We start from the raw sequence: 16410 nt of genomic DNA, 5'->3' as shown, positions 1-16410 counted from the left end.
AAGTTACCAGCCCTCCGGCACATCAGTAACCTGGCCGGGTGAACGGTCCCCTGTCGGTCGCGACGATTGTCGCCGCCCTGATCCTCGCGGCCTGGTACCTCCTGCGCACGGCGCTCGACCGCGCGCCCAGCCGGTTCGACCTGCTGGCCTCCGTGGCGCTCAGCGCCCTGGTCACGGTACTCGTCGTGGTCGCCGTGATCGGCCTCTTCGGCTCCAGCCGGCCGCACGACACCGCGACCTTCGTGGGTTACCTGTTCACGACCATCGCGTTCGCGCCGACCGCGATCGTGCTGGCCCGGATGGAGCCGACCCGCTGGGGCAGCCTCATCCTCGGTGTCGGCGCTCTCGTCCTACCCGTTCTCGTGCTGCGGTTGCAGCAGATCGCGTCGGTGCCCCTTGCCTGAGGAAAACTCAACCACCACCCGGCCTCGCGACGCCGCGCTGAACAGCGGGCTCGGCCGGGTCCTACTGCTGGTCTACGGCATCTTCGCGCTGTCGGCGAGCGCCCGGGCCCTGGTCCAGATCAGCACCCACTTCTCCGAGGCGCCGCTGGCGTACCTGCTCTCCGCGGTGGCCGGCCTGGTCTACATCGCCGCCACCGCCGGCCTGGCCCGCGGCGGTGTCCGGGGCCGGATGATCGCCCTGGTCAGCTGCAGCATCGAGCTGGTCGGCGTGCTCGTCGTCGGCACGCTCAGCGTCGTCGACGCGGTCGCGTTCCCGGACGACACCGTCTGGTCCCACTTCGGCAGCGGGTACGGGTACGTGCCGCTGGTGCTGCCGTTCGTGGGCCTCTGGTGGATCTGGAACCACCGCCCGGCCTAGTTCTTGCCCTCGACCACGTGCGGGATGAAGTTGCAGATGTTCGTGGTGACCAGGCCGGCGGTGCCCACGCCCTCACGGATGCCCATGCCGGCCGGCTCGCCGTCGATCAGCCAGGAGCCGATCACCGGGTGCACGGTGCCCTCCAGCGACTCGAACGACGGCAGCTCGCGGAGTTCCTGGACGATGTAACGGCCGTCCGCCCCGTACTCCGAGGGGTTGCCGACGATCGTTTCGCCGTCGCGGACCAGGGTCACCGAGCCGCCTTCACGACCCCAGACGGGTTTTTTCGCGTACGAAGTGAGTTTTGAGGCCGCGGAGGATTCGGCGAAGTAAGCGGGCAGCAGGTATTTGCCCCGCTCCGGGTCGTCGCCGAAGAGCATCCACAGCACCGGCAGCAGCGCTTTGTTGCCGAGCAGCGCGGCCTTGTACGGCGGCTCGATCCAGACCGTGCCGCGTTTCTCCGGGTCGGCCATGTTCCGGAAGAAGGCCTTGCCGCCCTCCTCGTGCCAGAACCACTCCCACGGGTACAGCATGAAGATCACGTCGATCGGCTCGGCCTCGTGCTCCTTGCCGGGCGACGGGACGAACAGCACCCGGTCGCCGGCCACGTCCCAGCCGATCTGGCTCATCGCGATCAGCTCGACCGGGTAACCGGCCTCCTCGGCCGTCGCCATCAGGTACGCGACGTTCATCCGGTCTTCCCCGGACGTCTCGCTCGTCTCGTACGCAAAAAAGATCTTGGGTTTCTCGGGCAGCCAGGTCCGTGCCTCGCGCAACTTGCCGATGTTGCGCCGCCAGGCGCCGGGGTCGCCCGGCTCACCGGGGACGGCGTCCCAGCCGACCAGTCGTTCGTGGATCGAGTTCCACTGCCGCCACGGGTGATCGGTGAGGCCGGTCTGATCCATCCAGTGCCACTGGATGACCGCGGCCTCGACCAGCGAGGTCGGCGTCTGCGCGTTGAACTCCAGCAGGCGCGGGACACTGCCGGCGCCGTTGTACCAGAAGTCGAAGCGGCCGTAGACGCTCGGCGACCAGTCCGGAGTCTGCATCGGCAACCGCATGTCCGGATCTTTGTCGTAGTGCGTCCACGTCTCCGGGTCGCCGTCGTACCAGGTCCGGATGATCTGCTCATGCGTGTACTCGGGCACGCCGATCCTGGCGAGGTAACAGGTCTCGGCCGAGCAGATGGACTCGAAGTAACCACGCTTGCGGCCCTCGACGGTCCGCCTCGGGCACTGCTTGACCATCCACTCGCCGGCCTCGATGCACATCTCGTACAGCGTGGCGGTCGCCGTCTCCAGCTCCTCGATCTCCGCCGCGGTGAAGTCGTAGTACGGCCCCTCCTGCCAGTACGACTGCATCGAGCCGTCCGGCAGTTCGGTGTCGTTGTACGTCAGCCCGAGGCTGAAGTTGGTGAGCTGCCAGCCGTCCCGAACCGGCCCGTACGCGATCCGCCGCACGACTCAGCCGCCCGACTTCGACGACGACTTGCCGCCGCTGCTGCCGCTGCCGCCCTTGCCGACCACGCTGGTCTTGACCGTGCCATTGCTGATCTTGCCGCTCGCCGGCAGGCCGAACTTCGACCGGGACGCGGCGTCGTTGTACGCGAACTTGGAACCACCGGACGGCAGCTTCTGGCCCACCGGGTAGCCCCGGCCGTAACCGGAGCTGTGCCAGATGAAGAAGCCCGCGCCACCGTGGTACGAGTCATCGTCGTCGCAGTAATCCTCGTCGACGACCACGCCGTTCGCGTCGGCGCAGTAAAAACCCTCGTCCACGTACTCATCGTTGTCGCATGCCGCCGCTCCCCCCGCGGCCAGCAGAAGAAATGTGCTGGTCAGCGACACGCTGCGGGAACTCATGCGTCGGTTCATGATTTCTTTGTAACTCTTCTCAGCAAGTTGCCAACTCAGTCTTTCGGCCCACCAGCGACATAAATGACCTGTCCCGTCACGAATCCGGCGCCTTCACTGGCGAGGAACGAGACGGTGTGTGCCACGTCGGCCGGTCGGCCCGCGCGCGCCACCGGGATCGTGGCGACCGTGGCCTTCTCGAAGTCGGCGAAGTCCACCCCGACCCGCGCCGCCGTGGCGCGGGTCATGTCGGTGACGATGAAGCCCGGCGCCACCGCGTTCGCGGTGATGCCGAACTTGCCCAGCTCGATCGCCAGGGTCTTGGTGAAACCCTGGATCCCGGCCTTCGCGGCAGCGTAGTTGGCCTGGCCCCGATTGCCGAGCGCGGAGGTGCTGGAGAGGCTCACGATGCGGCCGAATCCGGCGTCGACCATGTGTTTCTGCACCGCTTTGCTGAACAGGAAGGCGCCACGCAGGTGGACCGCCATCACGGTGTCCCAGTCGTCCTCGGTCATCTTGAAGAGCAGGTTGTCGCGAAGCACCCCGGCGTTGTTGACCAGCACGCTCGGCGGGCCGAGCTCGGTCACCACCCGTTCCACGGCGGCGGTGACCTGTGCCGAGTCGGCGACGTCGGCGCCGATAGCGACAGCGGTGCCACCGGCGTCGTGGATCGCCGTCACGGTGTTGGCGCACGCGCCCTCGTCGAGGTCGACGACCGCGACGGCCAGGCCGTCCGCGGCCAGCCTCAGGGCGATGGCCTCACCGATGCCGCGTGCGGCTCCGGTCACGATGGCCACCCGGCTCGGTTCGGACTGCGACATTGCGGCCTCCGGGATGTGTCAGCTGCCCTTACGGCAGGCCCGACCAGGGAAATGTGATCTTCACTGCTCCTGCGGGCCGACTCTAGCGGGCATCAGACCGTTCTGCGCAGGCGGATCCACCGGTAGCCATGGCCCTCGACCTGGATCGCGTCCAGCTTGCCGGGTTCCGGATATTCCTGGTCGGCCAGCACGTCGTTCGGGAACTCCGCCTCGCCCGCCAGGCTGCTCAGGTCGACCACACCGGCCTTGTTGCCGAGGTTGTGCACGAACACCATGCTCCCGTTCGCGTCGTCGGCACGGTGCACCAGGACGCCGCGCGGCACCGGCACGTCGACGTGGGTGCAGGTGCCACCGCCGACCTCGGGCGTCTCGCGCAGGGTCCGGATCATCCGCTCGAACCAGGAGAGCAGCGATTTCGTGTCGTGGCGCTGCTGCGTCACGTTGACCTTCTCGAAGCCGTACTCCCCGCCGGAGATCACCGGCCGGCCGATCTTCGACGGGTCCGCGTTGCTGAAACCGCCGTTCGGCAGCAGCGACCACTGCATCGGCGTGCGGATCGCGTCACGGCCGTTGAGCGACAGGTCGTCGCCCATGCCGATCTCCTCGCCGTACCGCAGGACCGGGGTGCCACGCAGGCTGAACTGCAACGAGTAGGCCAGCTCCAGCCACCGCCGGTCGTTGCCGAGCATCGGGGCCAGCCGCCGCCGGATGCCCCGGCCGTAGAGCTGCATGTTCTCGTCCGGGCCGAACTTGTCGAAGACGTCCTTGCGCTGCTCGGCGGTGAGCCGGGACAGGTCGATCTCGTCGTGGTTGCGGATGAACGTGGCCCACTGCCCACCGGCCGGAAGCTTCGGCGTGTCCCGCAACGCGTCGATGATCTGCTCCGGGTCCTCGCGGGCCAGGCCGAGCACCAGTTTCGCGTTGAGCATGAAGTCGAAAAGCATGTGGATCCGGTTGCCGGACCCGCCGTCGTCACCGAAGAACTTGGTCAGCTGGTCGGGCTCCACATTGGCCTCGGCGAGCAGGACCGCGTCACCCTTGCGCCACTGCACGTGCTGCCGCAGCTCGCTCAGGAACTCCATGTCCTTCGGCGAGTTCGGATTACCCGGCTCGGTCTCCTCGATGATGAACGGCACCGCGTCCATCCGGAACCCGGCGACACCGAGCTGGAGCCAGAACGAGCAGATCTTCTTGATCTCCTCGCGGACCTCCGGGTTCTTGATGTTCAGGTCCGGCTGGAACTTGTAGAACCGGTGGTAGAACCAGAGCTTCGCGGTCCGGTCGTAGGACCACGTCTCGTCCTGCTCACCGGGGAAGACCATGCCCTGGTTGCGGTCCGCCGGAGCGGTCTCGCTCCAGACATACCAATCCCGGTACGGCGAATCGGGCGACGACCGGGCCGACTGGAACCACGGGTGCTGATCCGAGGTGTGGTTGACCACCAGATCGATAATCACCTTGATGCCCCGGTTACCGGCCTGGTGCAGCAGCTCGGCGAAGTCACCGAGATTTCCGAACCGGGGGTCCACGTTGTAGAAGTCGGACGCGTCGTAACCGTCGTCCAGGCCAGGCGAGGGGTGGATCGGGTTCAGCCAGAGGCAGGTCACCCCCAGCCGCGCCAGGTAGTCCAAGCGGCCGATCAGGCCCCGGATGTCACCGCACCCGTCACCGTCCGAGTCCGCGAAGGAGTCGATGTCGAGGCAATAGACAACAGCCTTTTCGTACCACCGGTCACTCATGGCCCTCTTTCTTAGCCCTGCTCCCCCACCTCGAAACGTTCCGCTCCGTTCGTGGCGTGCCCGTTGGTGGCGTGCCCGTTGGTGGCGTGCCCGTTGGTGGTGTGCCCGTTGGTGGTGTGCCCGTTGGTGGCGTGCCCGTTCGTGAGAGTCCGCCGCCAGACCTGGAAGACGATCAGGGCAGCGGCGAAGGCGATCAGCGGGACCGCGAGCACCAGGAAGATCTGCGCGAACAGGTCATCGCCGCTCCCGACGATCGTCAACAGGCCGGAGCTGAGAGCGAGCTCCCAGGTGATCGGGCCGGCGAAGGCCGGGACCAGCAGCACGGCGACCCGGCCACGCACACCGGGAGCGACCGTCAGGACAGCCGTCGCCACCAGCAGGAAGAGTGCCAGCTCAAAGATCCGCACCGGCCACGCACGCCCGGTGGCGAAGTCGAGCTCGGCCAGCGCCTCGGCGACCAGCAGACCCCCGGCCACGGCCGAGAACAGGACGAGACCGCGCCGGCCGAACAGAACCGGCACCGGACGGCCACGACGGGCCACGACGAGGCAGGCGATGGCGACGCCGACCGTGACCAGCGACCAGGAGAGCCGGATCGACGACTGCACCGGGGTGCCGGGCAGCCACCAGATGACCGCGCCGAGCTCCACCAGCGCGGCCGGCCAGACCAGCCACGCCGCGGTACGCCGCAGGCCGAACAACGCGGCCGCGCAGACCAGTGCCCAGAAGGCGAACCGCAACGAGACGTCGAGCAGCAGCAACCCGCGGATGCCGAACATCGCCATCGGCTGATCGGGAGACGAGAACAACAGCACCCGGAGCCCGGCGACGAGCCGCCGGCCGGCGACCGCGGCGAGCATCGCCGCGATGACGAGACCGGCGACCGCGGCGGCGTCACGCCAGCCCGAACCCCGCTCGGTCCGCCATGCCCGCCCCAGCCGGCCCAGCCGGACGGCCAGACCGGACCGCAGCAGGTCAGCCACCTCGGCCGGCGGGGGAACGCGCCGCTCCGGCGCCGAACCAGCCATCAGCACGCCGATCATCTCCTCTTCGTAATCGGCTCGGTGGCCGGCGGGATAGACCCGCAGCAGAAGGCGGTAACGGTTCTCCAGGACGCTCATGCTCGGCCCCGCTCGTAACGGCTGGTCAGGGACGCCACGACGAGAAATGCGGCGAGCGGAACCAGCACCAGCACCGTCCACTGGAGCGGATCGATCAGCCGGGTCGCCTCGGGGTGGCCCTTGTTGTGGTCGATGAAGGCGCCGAACCCGGTCCGGATCAGTGGCACCGTGACCAGCACCGGAGCGGCCCAGGCCAGCAGCCACCGGCGAACCGGGGCCTCCTGCCGGATCACGGCCAGCACCACCAGGACGACGGCGGCCACAAGCAGCAGGGCGCCCCCGACCAGAACCGCATCGGTGGTGAGAAACCACATCGGGGCGCCCTCACCGACAAGCACCGCCCTGGACACATACATCGGAGCCGACCAGGCCACTTCGTTCGTCGACGCCAGCACCGCGGACGCGGCCAGCACCAGACCCAGGCCGCGCACCCCGCCGCGGCCACGGGTCGCGATCAGCCCCGCGATCAGCACCACCGCGGCGGCCATGATGAGCCAATAGGCGTTGAGCACCATGGCGGGCGTATCCAGGTACCACCGGGCGGGCGCCGCTATCTCGCCGGCCAGCCCCGCCGCGCTCCCGGCGAACCCGAGCAGCCGCCAGCTCCGCAGCGCGGCGATCAGCACCAGGGACCAGGCTGCCACCCGCAAGACCTCAATGGCATCGAGCGCGACCAGATGGTCCGGCCTGACAAGAAACGGAAGCACCAGGCGCAACACGTTCGCCAGAAGCAGGAGAGCGCCGAAGAGCTGCACCACCCGGGCCGCCTGCCGGAACGCGTGCGGAGCCGGCACACGCCGCAGTCGCACGGCCACCGCGGCGCGGAACAGGTCGAGGAACTGCCGCGGACCGGGCCGGCCGTCGCTCATCAGGACGCCGAGCATCTCGTCCTCGTATTCCTCACGGAAATCCCGCGGGTAGAGCGCGAGCCATCGGCGGTAACGGGCCTCGGCGGTGCCATCCACAGCGCCGCCGCCCACGGTGCTGCCATCCATGGCGCTGCCATCCACGGTGCCGCCGCCCACGGTGCTGCCATCCATGGCGCTGCCATCCATGGCGCTGCTCATGCGGTGGCTCCCCCGAGGTCGGCGCGGCGGGCACGCAGCCGGCGGTCGGCGATGGCGGCCTGCTCACGCAGGCGGGCGGTCTCGATGGAGAGGCTCCGCTCGCCGGCCGCGGAAAGACGGTAGTAACGCCGCAGCCGGGACTGGACGATCTCCTCCCGGTCGACCTCGATGAGGCCCTCCTCGCGGAGGCGGTCGAGCGCGGCGTAGAGCGTGCCGGCGCGCAGCCGCACGCGCCCGCTGGTCATCGCGGACACGTCCTCGATCACGGCATAACCGTGTCGAGGCTCCTCAGCGAGGGCGGTGAGCACCAGGAATGTCGGCTCTCGCATCGGCGCGTTGGTCATGTCGGAAGCATATACCGATCATCGGTACATTCGCCACAGGCTTCGTACGCTGGTTGGCGGGTAACTCACCAGCACCGAATCTTTCTCAGGAGGAGCGCACATGGCTGAAGCCGATCTGGGCAACCTCAGCGGGCTGACCGGCTGGGTGGCCTCGGTGATCGATTCAGCCGGTGAGCTGGGCGTCGGCCTGCTGGTCGCGCTGGAGAACCTGATCCCGCCGATCCCCAGCGAGATCGTCCTCTCGATGGCGGGTTACCTGGCCAGCGCCGGCCGGGTCAACCTGGTGCTGGTCTGGATCGCCGCGACCGTCGGCGCGCTCGTCGGCGCGCTGCTGCTCTACTGGCTCGGCCGCGGCCTCGGCGAGGAGCGGCTGCGCCACTGGCTGGACAGGGTGCCCCTGGTCGACCTCGACGATCTGAACAAGGCCGACCGCTGGTTCGAGAAACACGAGCGGGCAGCAGTCCTGTTCGGACGCTGCGCCCCGGTGGTCCGCAGCCTGGTCTCCATCCCGGCCGGGGCGAACAAGATGCCGGTCGGCCAGTTCGTCCTGTTCACCGCGATCGGCAGCGGGGTGTGGAACGCGCTCTTCGTCGGCGCCGGTTACGCGCTCGGCAACCGCTGGCAGGACGTGGAGAAGTACAGCCACTGGTTCGACTACGCGATCTGGGCGTTCTTCGCGGTCGCGATCGGCTCCTGGGTGATCAAGAAGATCCGCAAACGCCGGCGCGCGGCCACCCCGAACGACGACCGCGTCGCCAACAACTGATCCCTCGCCACCTGCGGTTCGGCCGTTCGAGCGACAGCAAGCGAATGAGTCCGGGAAGCCCTATGAGGGCCCACGAACGCTCGGGCGCGTGGACGGGGTCGCACGGATGCCCGGTTCAGCGTGGGCGGGGTCGCACGGTTGCGCGGGCCAGAGCGGGTGTGTCGATTTCGGGTTCGATACGCACCCAAACTCGACACACACCGCGCGGAACGCGGTGGACGCGCCAGCGCGTTTGCTCCACTCGATCTTGAGGAGTTTGAGCGGGCACGGGGCCGTGAAAGTCAACAAGATCGACGCTGTCCGCTCGTCCGGCTGCCGGTCTCGTCGGTTCTGGGTGACGCACTAGGTCTCGGCGGGTAGGCCTCTGCACGGGGGTGACAGGAAAAGGAGCGGGACTGCTTACGCAGGTCGCGCGGTGGCAGGTCGCGGGATGGACGCGCAGCGGCCAGCGACCGGTGCCGCGCCCTCGGCGGGAGCAGCGGTCGGTACCCACCACCCCGCTGCGACATGAATTTGATCTTGATGGTGGGAAGCGGCGGCCCGGGGTCCGGACCGCCGCTACGCAGGGGATTGATCAGGGGAGGGTGGCGAGGTGCGGGTCGATCGTGTTGGCCCAGCCGTTGCCGTTGGTGACGTCCCAGTTGATCGACCAGGTCATCGCGCCGCGGATGCCCGGGTACGTGGCCGGCGGCTTGAAGGTGCCGCAGTTCGTGCCCTTGGCGAGGCAGTCGAGCGCGGCGTTGACCACCGACGGGGCGACGTAACCGCCGCCTGCCGCCCGGGTGCTGGCCGGCAGGCCGAGGGCGAGCTGGTCGGCGCGCAGCCCGTTCTGCAGGGGGATGCAGGCGAGCGCGGTGAGGAAGTTGATGCTGCCCTGGCCGTACGCGGCGTTGTTGTCGCAGCCGAGCATCGCGCCGGAGTTGTAGTACTGGGTGAAGACGACGGTCAGGATGTCCTTGATGTCGAGCGCCAGCTTGAAGTACGACGACTGGGCGTTCTGCATGTCGATGGTCTGCGGCGCCATCGTGATGATCAGGTTGCTGCCGGCCTTGGCGCGCAGGCTGCGCAGGGCGCTCGCCATGTACGTCGGGTTGAGCCCGTTCTCCAGGTCGATGTCGACGCCGTCGAACCCGTACGTCTGGATCAGTGAGTACACCGAGTCGGCGAAGGCGGTGGCGGCGGCGGTGCTGTTGACCGCGACCGTGCCCTTCTCACCACCGACCGAGATGATCACCTTCTTGCCCCGCGCGTGCAGGGTGTTGATGTCCGCCTTGAACTGCGCGTCGGTGTAACCGCCGACCGCCGTGGCCAGGCCCGGGTCGAGGTTGAAGGTGACCGCGCCGGTGGTCGTGGTGGCGTCGGCGAAAGCGACAGCGATGAGGTCGTAGGTCGCGGGGACGTCGGCCAGCTTGAGCGGCGCCGCGCCGTTGTCGAAGTTCTGCCAGTAACCGGTGAGGAAGTGCGCCGGCAGCGAGCCGGTGCCCGGGGACTGCGAGGCGGACGGCGAGGACGACGGGGAGGACGACGGGGAAGACGACGGAGACGTCGACGGGGAGGACGACGGCGAGGTGGACGGCGAGATCGACGGCGACGGCGACGTGCCTCCACCGCAGACCCCGTTGTCCGCCCACACGTCCCACTGTCCACTGCGCACGGCGGGCGACTCGTTCTGCGTCCACCACTTGGCCGCGTAGTTGTGGCCATTCTGCGAGGCCACGTTGCCGCCCACGTACACGGCGGTCGCGCTCCACGCCGGGGCACAGGCCGCCGCGGCCTGGGCGGTGCCCGTGAAGTAGGTCGCCGCGCCACCGGCGACGAGCGCCGTGACCGTTGCGAGGATTACCGATCTGGAGCGCTTCATCGCAGTCCTTCCGAGCACACCTGGTGAGATGCATCAATCTTTAGGACTGTTAACAGTAAAAGTAAAGAGGGTGAAGAGAATTACCGGCGGAACTGGATCCAGTTGACGTTCACGAAGTCGGCGGGCTGTCCGCTGCTGAAGGTGAGGAACACCGTGTGCGAACCGGTCACGGTGGACACGTTGCCCGGTATCGACTGCCAGGTCTGCCAGCCGCCGGTGCCACCGAGCGCGAAACTGCCGATCGGCGCGTTGCTCCGGCTGTCCAGCCGCACCTCCACGAGGCCGCTGACCCCGCCGGCCGCGCCGGACGCCACCCGGGCCACGAAGTCCCTTGCTCCGCCCGTACCGAAGTTGACGTTGTTGAACTGAAGCCAGTCGCCGCCCGCGATGTATCCGACGTCCTGGCCGCCCTCGGAGCAGGTCTCGACCTGGACGCCGGACGCCGCGTTGTAGGACTCGGCCTCGATGCGGGAGAAAGCGTCACGGCCGGTGGGAGTGGTCGGCGACGTGCCACCGGCTGATTGCCAGACAGCGACATAGTCGACCAGCATCGGCACACCCGGCTGGGTCTGCGCGGTGGGGCCGCCGCCGAAGGCCGCCGGGAAGCCGCCGCCGATCGCCACGTTGAGGATCACGAAGAAGCCGTGCTTCGTGGCGTTGTTCCAGGTGGTGGCGTCGACGACGGTCGAGTTCAGGGTGAAGTAGTTGACGCCGTCGAGGTACCACCGCAGTTGCTCGGGCGAGGTGCTGCGGTCGTACTCCAGCGCGTAGGTGTGGAAGCTGGTGAGGCAGCCGTTGCAGGCCCGCTCACCACTGCCCAGACCGGTGGTCTCGTTGCACGGCCCGCCCGGGTTGGTGCCGCAGTGCAGGGCGGCGAAGACGCTGGGACGCCCGTTGATGTTCTCCATGATGTCCCACTCGCCGATGCCCGGCCAGTTCGTCGCGCCGACCGGCCGCGCGGCGTCACCCAGCGCCCAGAACGCCGGCCAGTAACCGGCCGCTGCCGCACCGGTCACGTTCGGTTGCTGGATGCGGGCCTCGATACGCACCTTGCCACCGGCCGGCGCCGCGAAGTCGGTGCGCTGCGTCTCGACCCGGCCCGACGTCCACCGGCCGGCCGAGTCGCGGAGCGGCTTGATCACCAGATTGCCGCCACCGTCCTGGTAGACGTTCGCGGTCGAGTCGGTCATCGTCTCGATCTCGCCGGTACCCCAGTTCGCGGCGCCGCCGGGGTATCCGGTGCCGGTGGAGTAGAGCCAGTTGGAGCGGTTGAGGCCGGTGCCGGAGGCCCCGGTGAAGTCGTCGCTGAAGACCAGCGACATGCCGGAGGGGTTCGGGGGGACGGCGGCATCGGCGCTGGTCACCGCGGCGACCGAGGCGACAACAGTGAGAGCGGCGGCGGCGAACCACCGCATCGTTCGACGGGGAGATCTCATGAAGGCACGCCCTTTCAGGGGAGTAGAGAGCGCTCTCACAAAAGTTTCACGCGTGTTTCAAGGCCTGTCAATATGGACGTTTGCCTATATCTGAGCAGCGGTTTCCGGGGAAAACCCCTCGGGTATTCGATCGCGCATGGACACCGCCACTGAGGGCAGCACCGTTCTTCCCGCGGAGATCGCCGCCGAAGCTGATCGCCAGGACCTGCTGACCCTCGGCATCGAGGAGGAATACCTTCTCGCCGACGCGGTCGAACCACGCGCCGTCGAACTGGTCGAAGAGGTCTTCGCCGAGCTTCCGGACGACCTGAGGGGCAGCGTCCAGCACGAGTACTACCGCAGCCAGATCGAGGTGGCCAGCCCGCCCCGGCTCGACCTCGCCGACCTGCGCGCGGCCATGGAACGGCTGCGTACCGGGGTCGCGGCCGCCGCCGAGCGGGCCGGCGCCCGGCTCGTCGCGGTGGGCACCGGACCGGCCGCCGGGCCGAACATGCGGCTCGTCGACAACCCGCGGTACCACCTGATGCGCGAGCGATTCGGCGACCTCTCCCCCGGCCAGGGCATGTGCGGGACCCACGTGCACGTGAGCATCCCTGACCCGGAGACCGGTGTGCGGATTCTCAACCACCTGCGGCCCTGGCTGCCCGTGCTGCAGGCCGCCACCGCCAACTCCCCGCTCTTCGCGGGACGCGAGACCGGGTACGCGAGCTGGCGCTCGATGATGTGGGAGCGCTGGCCCACCGTCGGCCCTGCGCCGTACCTGCACTCGCATGAGCACTACCTGACGCTGATCAGCGACCTCGAGGCGAGCGGAGCGATGCTCGACGAGGGGATGCTCTACTGGTACGCCCGCCTCTCCGCCAGTTACCCGACCGTCGAGATCCGGATGGGCGACGTCACCCCGACCCTCGACGACGCGATGCTGCTCACCGCGCTGACCCGGGCGCTGGTCGCCACCCTGCTGCGTGAGGTCCGTGACGGCGTCGAGGCGCCGGACGTGCCGCACCCGCTGCTGATGGCGGCGCACTGGCGTGCCGCGCACGACGGCCTGGAAGGCGTCAACATCGACATGGCGACCCGGGAGCCCCGGCCGGCCTGGAAGCTGATGCGGCAGCTCTTCGACTACGTGCGGCCGGAGCTGGAACGGCACGGCGACCTGGAGACCGCGACGGTCCTGATGGGACGGCTGCGGGCCGAGGGGACCGGCGCCGCACGTCAGCGGGCGATGCTCGCCCGGGGCGCTTCGGTGGCTGATGTCGTCGACGAGCTGGCCCGCCTTACCCGCGGGGCCGGAACCGATTTGGGCTGACCGACAAGGATCAGACCCCATCAGTACGGATGTTGCAGAGCGTAATCACGTACGGTGACCAGGAGACATCACCGTACGTGCTTGCAGGATGACCGATTCGGTATCGCGTTCGATCATGCCGCACGGTAGGCATGACCAATGCTTCCGCACAACCCTCGTCCGCCGGCACCGACTTCCGGTGTGGACGGCGCGTCGGTCGGGCGGCACCGCAGGCCGGACAAGCCTGCTGAGAACGTTCCGGCCCAGCCCGCCGCCGACATGTCCGCCGCCGCTGCCGCGGCCGCCGCCGCCCGGTCGGCACGTCACCGTGCCGGCGCGAACGCGTCCTACAGCGCCTCCAGGAGCGCGAGTTCCGCCAGGAGCGCGAGCTCCTCCAAGAGCGCGAGCTCCTCCCGGACCGCCATCTCCTCCACGATCGTCGGCATCACCCGCGGCAATCAGCCACGTGCTGCCCGGCATTCGCTCCCCGCGCGTACCCCTGAGGCCTCGGCCGGTCGCACCGGCAACCACCGCGCCCCCGGCAGCGGCGGGGTCTCGTTCGAGGACTGGATGCGGGTCGCGCGGAACAAGCCACAGCTCCTGCTGGGCACCCTGGTCATCGCCGGGGTGCTGCTCGCCGCGGTGCCGACCATCCCGCAGCAGGGCGGCAACCCGACCAGCGTGATGAACGTGGCGGCCCAGGCCGTCGCGTCCCGGGTCACCAGCGCGAAACCGGCGCCCGACGAGACCGATGCCGCCGCCCCGGCCGTCACCTGGACCAAGCCGGAGACCGTGGAGACCACCGAGCCGCCGGCGCCGCCCACCACCGAGGCCAAGCCGACCACCGAGGCACGCCCGGCCGGGCTGAACCTGCCCAAGGGTGACGGACCGGCGAACTCGCTGATCACCACCGGTTCCCGGACCGTGACGCTGACCTTCGACGACGGCCCCGACCCGGTCGAGACCCCCAAGATCCTCGGCATCCTGGCGCAGTACCAGGTCAAGGCGGTCTTCTGCCTGGTCGGCGAGCAGGCTGCCAAGCACCCCGATCTGGTCAAGCAGATCGCGCAGGCCGGGCACGTGCTCTGCAACCACACCTGGAACCACGATCTGAAGATCGGGAAGAAGAAGCCCGACGAGATCCGCGCCGATCTGGAGCGGACCAACGCGGCGATCCGGGCCGCTGTTCCGGGCGCGCAGATCCCGTACTTCCGCGCGCCGGGCGGCAACTTCACCGTGCGGCTCGTCCGGGTCGCCGGCGCGGACGCCATGACGTCGCTCTACTGGCACGTCGACCCGCGCGACTGGTACCACCCGGAAGGCGAGTCCGACGCCGACCACGTGAAGCGCGTGGTCGCCGAGGTCAAGACGAAGACGCGACCGGGATCGATCATCCTGTCGCACGACTTCAACCAGCCGGCCACGACTGAGGCGTACCACCAGCTGATGCCCTGGCTGGCGGCGAACTTCGCCCTCGGTGTGCCGGGTCAGGACCCCGCGCCGACCACGCCGGCCTCGGCCACGCCGAGCACCGCTCCGGCCACGTCGGCACCGGCCACGCCCAGCGCGCCGGCGACGGCCACCCCGGCTCCGTCGGCGTCGACGACGGCCACCGCCACTGACGACGGTGTGGCGGCCGCGGCGGTCACGCCTTCGGCGACACCCTGACCTCGCGCTTCCTGCCGGCCGGACGGGCGACCTCCGGCTGGCAGGACGGGCACCAGTAAAGGTTGCGCCCGGCCAGCGGGCCGCGGGCCACCTCGGTGCCGCAGACCAGGCACGGCTGACCGGGGCGGCGGTACACGTACACCTCGCCGCCGTGCCGGTCGACGCGCGGCGCCCGCCGCATCGCCTCGGGGGTGTGCTCGGTGTGCACGGTGTCGATCCGGCCGCGTGCCACGCCCTCTTTCATCAGCGCCCGCAGGTCGTCCCAGATCGCCGTCCAGCGGGCCTGGTCGATCGCGGTGCCCGGGGTCTGCGGCGACAGCCCGGCCCGGAAGAGCACCTCGTTGGCGTAGATCAGCCCACAGCCCGCCACGATGGACTGGTCGAGCAGGAGCGCGAAGAGCGGCTTGGTGCTGCTCCGCACCCTCCGGAAGGCGACGGATGGATCCGCGTCGTCACGCAGCGGGTCGGCGCCGAGCCGGGCCTTGAGCGCGTCGACGCCGCCCGGGTCCAGGACTTCACAGGCTGTCGGGCCACGCAGGTCCAGGAAATGACCGGAACCGATCATTCGCATCCGGACCTGGCCGATCGGTTCCGGCGCGGGCAGCTCACCGTCGGCGAACTTGCCGTAGAGCCCGAGGTGAACGTGGACGGTGCGGCCGTCCTCGTAGTGGTGCAGCAGATGTTTGCCGTACGCCTCGGTGTCGCGCAGCAACTGACCGCCGACCAGCGCGGCGCCCGCGGCGAACCGTCCCTGCGGGCTGCTCACCTCGACCGGGCCGCCGGCGAAGAGCTCGCGGTGGCGCATGGCGAGGCGGTGAATCGTATGTCCCTCGGGCACGTGACCAAACGTATCCGTCGCCCGGCATCGCGCCGATGGTCCGTGATCAGTACCACTCACGGGCCGTTTCTGCCGACAGCGGATTCGCCCTGAGGGGAATCACTGGGCTTCTACGCCATGCCTGAGAGAAGGTGTAAGACGTAACCAGCGATGCGAGAGGGTGGGCTCATGAGCATAAACACGACCATGCGTGGCGCCGGTGGGTCTTTCGACGACCAGGTGTTCGAGCGGCTGCTCCGGGAGCGGATCATCTTTCTCGGCAGCGAGGTCAACGACGAGGTGACCAACCGGATCTGCGCGCAGATGCTGTTGCTCGCGTCCGAGGACTCGGAGCGCGACATCGCGCTGTACATCAACTCGCCCGGCGGCTCGATCAGCGCGGGCATGGCGGTGTACGACACGATGCAGTACATCAAGAACGACGTCGCGACGATCGCGATGGGCATGGCGGCCTCGATGGGGCAGTTCCTGCTCTGCGCCGGCACCCCCGGCAAGCGGTTCGCACTGCCGCACGCCCGGGTGATGATGCACCAGCTCTCCGGCGGCATCGGCGGTACCGCCGCTGACATCGCCATCCAGGCCGAGAGCATGCTGCACATCAAGCACGTGATGAACGAGCGGATCGCGTTCCACAGCGGTCACACCCCGGAAGAGATCGAGCGCGACGCCGACCGTGACCGGTGGTTCACCGCCCAGCAGGCCAAGGACTACGGCCTGGTCGACCACGTCATCACGAAGGCCGCTGACGTGCACACGGGCGCACCGATCGGGTGACCTGAGTTCTGT

General features: G+C 68.8%; 16 protein-coding genes. 6 read left to right on the top strand and 10 right to left on the bottom strand.

Features of this window, described 5'->3' with window-relative positions:
* The first annotated feature begins 38 nt into the window (after positions 1–38).
* Both B0I29_RS26650 and B0I29_RS26645 read left to right on the top strand, forming a co-directional pair.
* Complete coding sequence (locus tag B0I29_RS26650) at positions 39–404, top strand: hypothetical protein (RefSeq protein ID WP_111651813.1); 366 nt, start codon at positions 39–41, stop codon at positions 402–404.
* Positions 397–822: a hypothetical protein gene (locus B0I29_RS26645; RefSeq protein ID WP_111651812.1), complete on the top strand. Its 426-nt coding sequence runs from the start codon at positions 397–399 to the stop codon at positions 820–822. Before B0I29_RS26650 ends, B0I29_RS26645 begins: the two co-directional genes overlap by 8 nt.
* Here the strand turns inward: B0I29_RS26645 and B0I29_RS26640 are convergent.
* From B0I29_RS26640 to B0I29_RS26610, 7 genes are all read right to left on the bottom strand, one after another.
* Positions 819–2282, bottom strand: a complete 1464-nt coding sequence (locus tag B0I29_RS26640; RefSeq protein ID WP_111651811.1) for a glutathionylspermidine synthase family protein — start codon at positions 2280–2282, stop codon at positions 819–821. The two genes, B0I29_RS26645 and B0I29_RS26640, sit on opposite strands and share 4 nt — an antisense overlap.
* A 3-nt stretch (positions 2283–2285) precedes the next feature.
* The gene (locus B0I29_RS26635) at positions 2286–2696 is read right to left on the bottom strand and encodes a hypothetical protein (protein ID WP_111651810.1); all 411 of its coding nucleotides are present in this window, start codon (positions 2694–2696) and stop codon (positions 2286–2288) included.
* A 35-nt stretch (positions 2697–2731) separates the two neighbouring features.
* Positions 2732–3496: a 3-oxoacyl-ACP reductase FabG gene (gene fabG, locus B0I29_RS26630; protein WP_111651809.1), complete on the bottom strand. Its 765-nt coding sequence runs from the start codon at positions 3494–3496 to the stop codon at positions 2732–2734.
* A 92-nt stretch (positions 3497–3588) separates the two neighbouring features.
* Complete coding sequence (locus tag B0I29_RS26625; protein ID WP_111651808.1) at positions 3589–5235, bottom strand: alpha-amylase family protein; 1647 nt, start codon at positions 5233–5235, stop codon at positions 3589–3591.
* 11 nt (positions 5236–5246) lie between these two features.
* Entirely contained in the window at positions 5247–6356 is a 1110-nt protein-coding gene (locus B0I29_RS45915; RefSeq protein WP_181557992.1) for a DUF2339 domain-containing protein, read from the bottom strand.
* On the bottom strand, positions 6353–7423 hold the full coding sequence (locus tag B0I29_RS26615; protein ID WP_146616889.1) for a hypothetical protein: 1071 nt from the start codon (positions 7421–7423) through the stop codon (positions 6353–6355). The genes B0I29_RS45915 and B0I29_RS26615 overlap by 4 nt, the downstream gene beginning before the upstream one ends.
* Positions 7420–7767, bottom strand: a complete 348-nt coding sequence (locus B0I29_RS26610) for a PadR family transcriptional regulator (RefSeq protein ID WP_111651806.1) — start codon at positions 7765–7767, stop codon at positions 7420–7422. The genes B0I29_RS26615 and B0I29_RS26610 overlap by 4 nt, the downstream gene beginning before the upstream one ends.
* A 100-nt stretch (positions 7768–7867) precedes the next feature.
* Between B0I29_RS26610 and B0I29_RS26605 the strand changes: the two genes are divergently transcribed.
* Entirely contained in the window at positions 7868–8533 is a 666-nt protein-coding gene (locus B0I29_RS26605) for a DedA family protein (protein ID WP_111651805.1), read from the top strand.
* 574 nt (positions 8534–9107) lie between these two features.
* Here the strand turns inward: B0I29_RS26605 and B0I29_RS26600 are convergent.
* Together B0I29_RS26600 and B0I29_RS26595 are read right to left on the bottom strand one after the other, a co-directional pair.
* Positions 9108–10394, bottom strand: a complete 1287-nt coding sequence (locus B0I29_RS26600; protein WP_111651804.1) for a chitinase — start codon at positions 10392–10394, stop codon at positions 9108–9110.
* 80 nt (positions 10395–10474) lie between these two features.
* Complete coding sequence (locus B0I29_RS26595) at positions 10475–11830, bottom strand: carbohydrate-binding protein (RefSeq protein ID WP_111651803.1); 1356 nt, start codon at positions 11828–11830, stop codon at positions 10475–10477.
* Between the two features lie 136 nt (positions 11831–11966).
* On the opposite strand from B0I29_RS26595, the gene B0I29_RS26590 reads away from it, so the two are divergent.
* Together B0I29_RS26590 and B0I29_RS26585 are read left to right on the top strand one after the other, a co-directional pair.
* The gene (locus B0I29_RS26590) at positions 11967–13139 is read left to right on the top strand and encodes a carboxylate-amine ligase (RefSeq protein ID WP_111651802.1); all 1173 of its coding nucleotides are present in this window, start codon (positions 11967–11969) and stop codon (positions 13137–13139) included.
* A 138-nt stretch (positions 13140–13277) separates the two neighbouring features.
* Positions 13278–14786 (top strand): polysaccharide deacetylase family protein, encoded by a 1509-nt coding sequence (locus B0I29_RS26585; RefSeq protein ID WP_245972750.1) that lies wholly within the window; start codon positions 13278–13280, stop codon positions 14784–14786.
* On the opposite strand, the gene B0I29_RS26580 is transcribed toward B0I29_RS26585, so the two are convergent.
* A complete protein-coding gene (locus tag B0I29_RS26580; protein ID WP_111651801.1) occupies positions 14764–15624 on the bottom strand; it encodes an Fpg/Nei family DNA glycosylase in 861 nt (286 codons plus the stop codon). The two genes, B0I29_RS26585 and B0I29_RS26580, sit on opposite strands and share 23 nt — an antisense overlap.
* A gap of 168 nt (positions 15625–15792) precedes the next feature.
* On the opposite strand from B0I29_RS26580, the gene B0I29_RS26575 reads away from it, so the two are divergent.
* Positions 15793–16398 (top strand): ATP-dependent Clp protease proteolytic subunit, encoded by a 606-nt coding sequence (locus B0I29_RS26575; RefSeq protein ID WP_181557987.1) that lies wholly within the window; start codon positions 15793–15795, stop codon positions 16396–16398.
* The last annotated feature ends 12 nt before the right edge of the window (positions 16399–16410 follow it).

Source organism: Actinoplanes lutulentus, assembly GCF_003259845.1.
Taxonomy (GTDB): domain Bacteria; phylum Actinomycetota; class Actinomycetes; order Mycobacteriales; family Micromonosporaceae; genus Actinoplanes; species Actinoplanes lutulentus.
Note: the sequence above shows the minus strand (reverse complement) of the source record. Positions and strands in the feature narration are given on the sequence as shown.

Coding starts and splice junctions, on each gene's coding strand:
- B0I29_RS26635 (WP_111651810.1), bottom strand. CDS start 2,696: ATGAACCGACGCATGAGTTCCCGCAGCGTGTCGCTGACCAGCACATTT.
- fabG (WP_111651809.1), bottom strand. CDS start 3,496: ATGTCGCAGTCCGAACCGAGCCGGGTGGCCATCGTGACCGGAGCCGCA.
- B0I29_RS26625 (WP_111651808.1), bottom strand. CDS start 5,235: ATGAGTGACCGGTGGTACGAAAAGGCTGTTGTCTATTGCCTCGACATC.
- B0I29_RS45915 (WP_181557992.1), bottom strand. CDS start 6,356: ATGAGCGTCCTGGAGAACCGTTACCGCCTTCTGCTGCGGGTCTATCCC.
- B0I29_RS26615 (WP_146616889.1), bottom strand. CDS start 7,423: ATGAGCAGCGCCATGGATGGCAGCGCCATGGATGGCAGCACCGTGGGC.
- B0I29_RS26610 (WP_111651806.1), bottom strand. CDS start 7,767: ATGACCAACGCGCCGATGCGAGAGCCGACATTCCTGGTGCTCACCGCC.
- B0I29_RS26605 (WP_111651805.1), top strand. CDS start 7,868: ATGGCTGAAGCCGATCTGGGCAACCTCAGCGGGCTGACCGGCTGGGTG.
- B0I29_RS26600 (WP_111651804.1), bottom strand. CDS start 10,394: ATGAAGCGCTCCAGATCGGTAATCCTCGCAACGGTCACGGCGCTCGTC.
- B0I29_RS26595 (WP_111651803.1), bottom strand. CDS start 11,830: ATGAGATCTCCCCGTCGAACGATGCGGTGGTTCGCCGCCGCCGCTCTC.
- B0I29_RS26590 (WP_111651802.1), top strand. CDS start 11,967: ATGGACACCGCCACTGAGGGCAGCACCGTTCTTCCCGCGGAGATCGCC.
- B0I29_RS26585 (WP_245972750.1), top strand. CDS start 13,278: ATGCTTCCGCACAACCCTCGTCCGCCGGCACCGACTTCCGGTGTGGAC.
- B0I29_RS26575 (WP_181557987.1), top strand. CDS start 15,793: ATGAGCATAAACACGACCATGCGTGGCGCCGGTGGGTCTTTCGACGAC.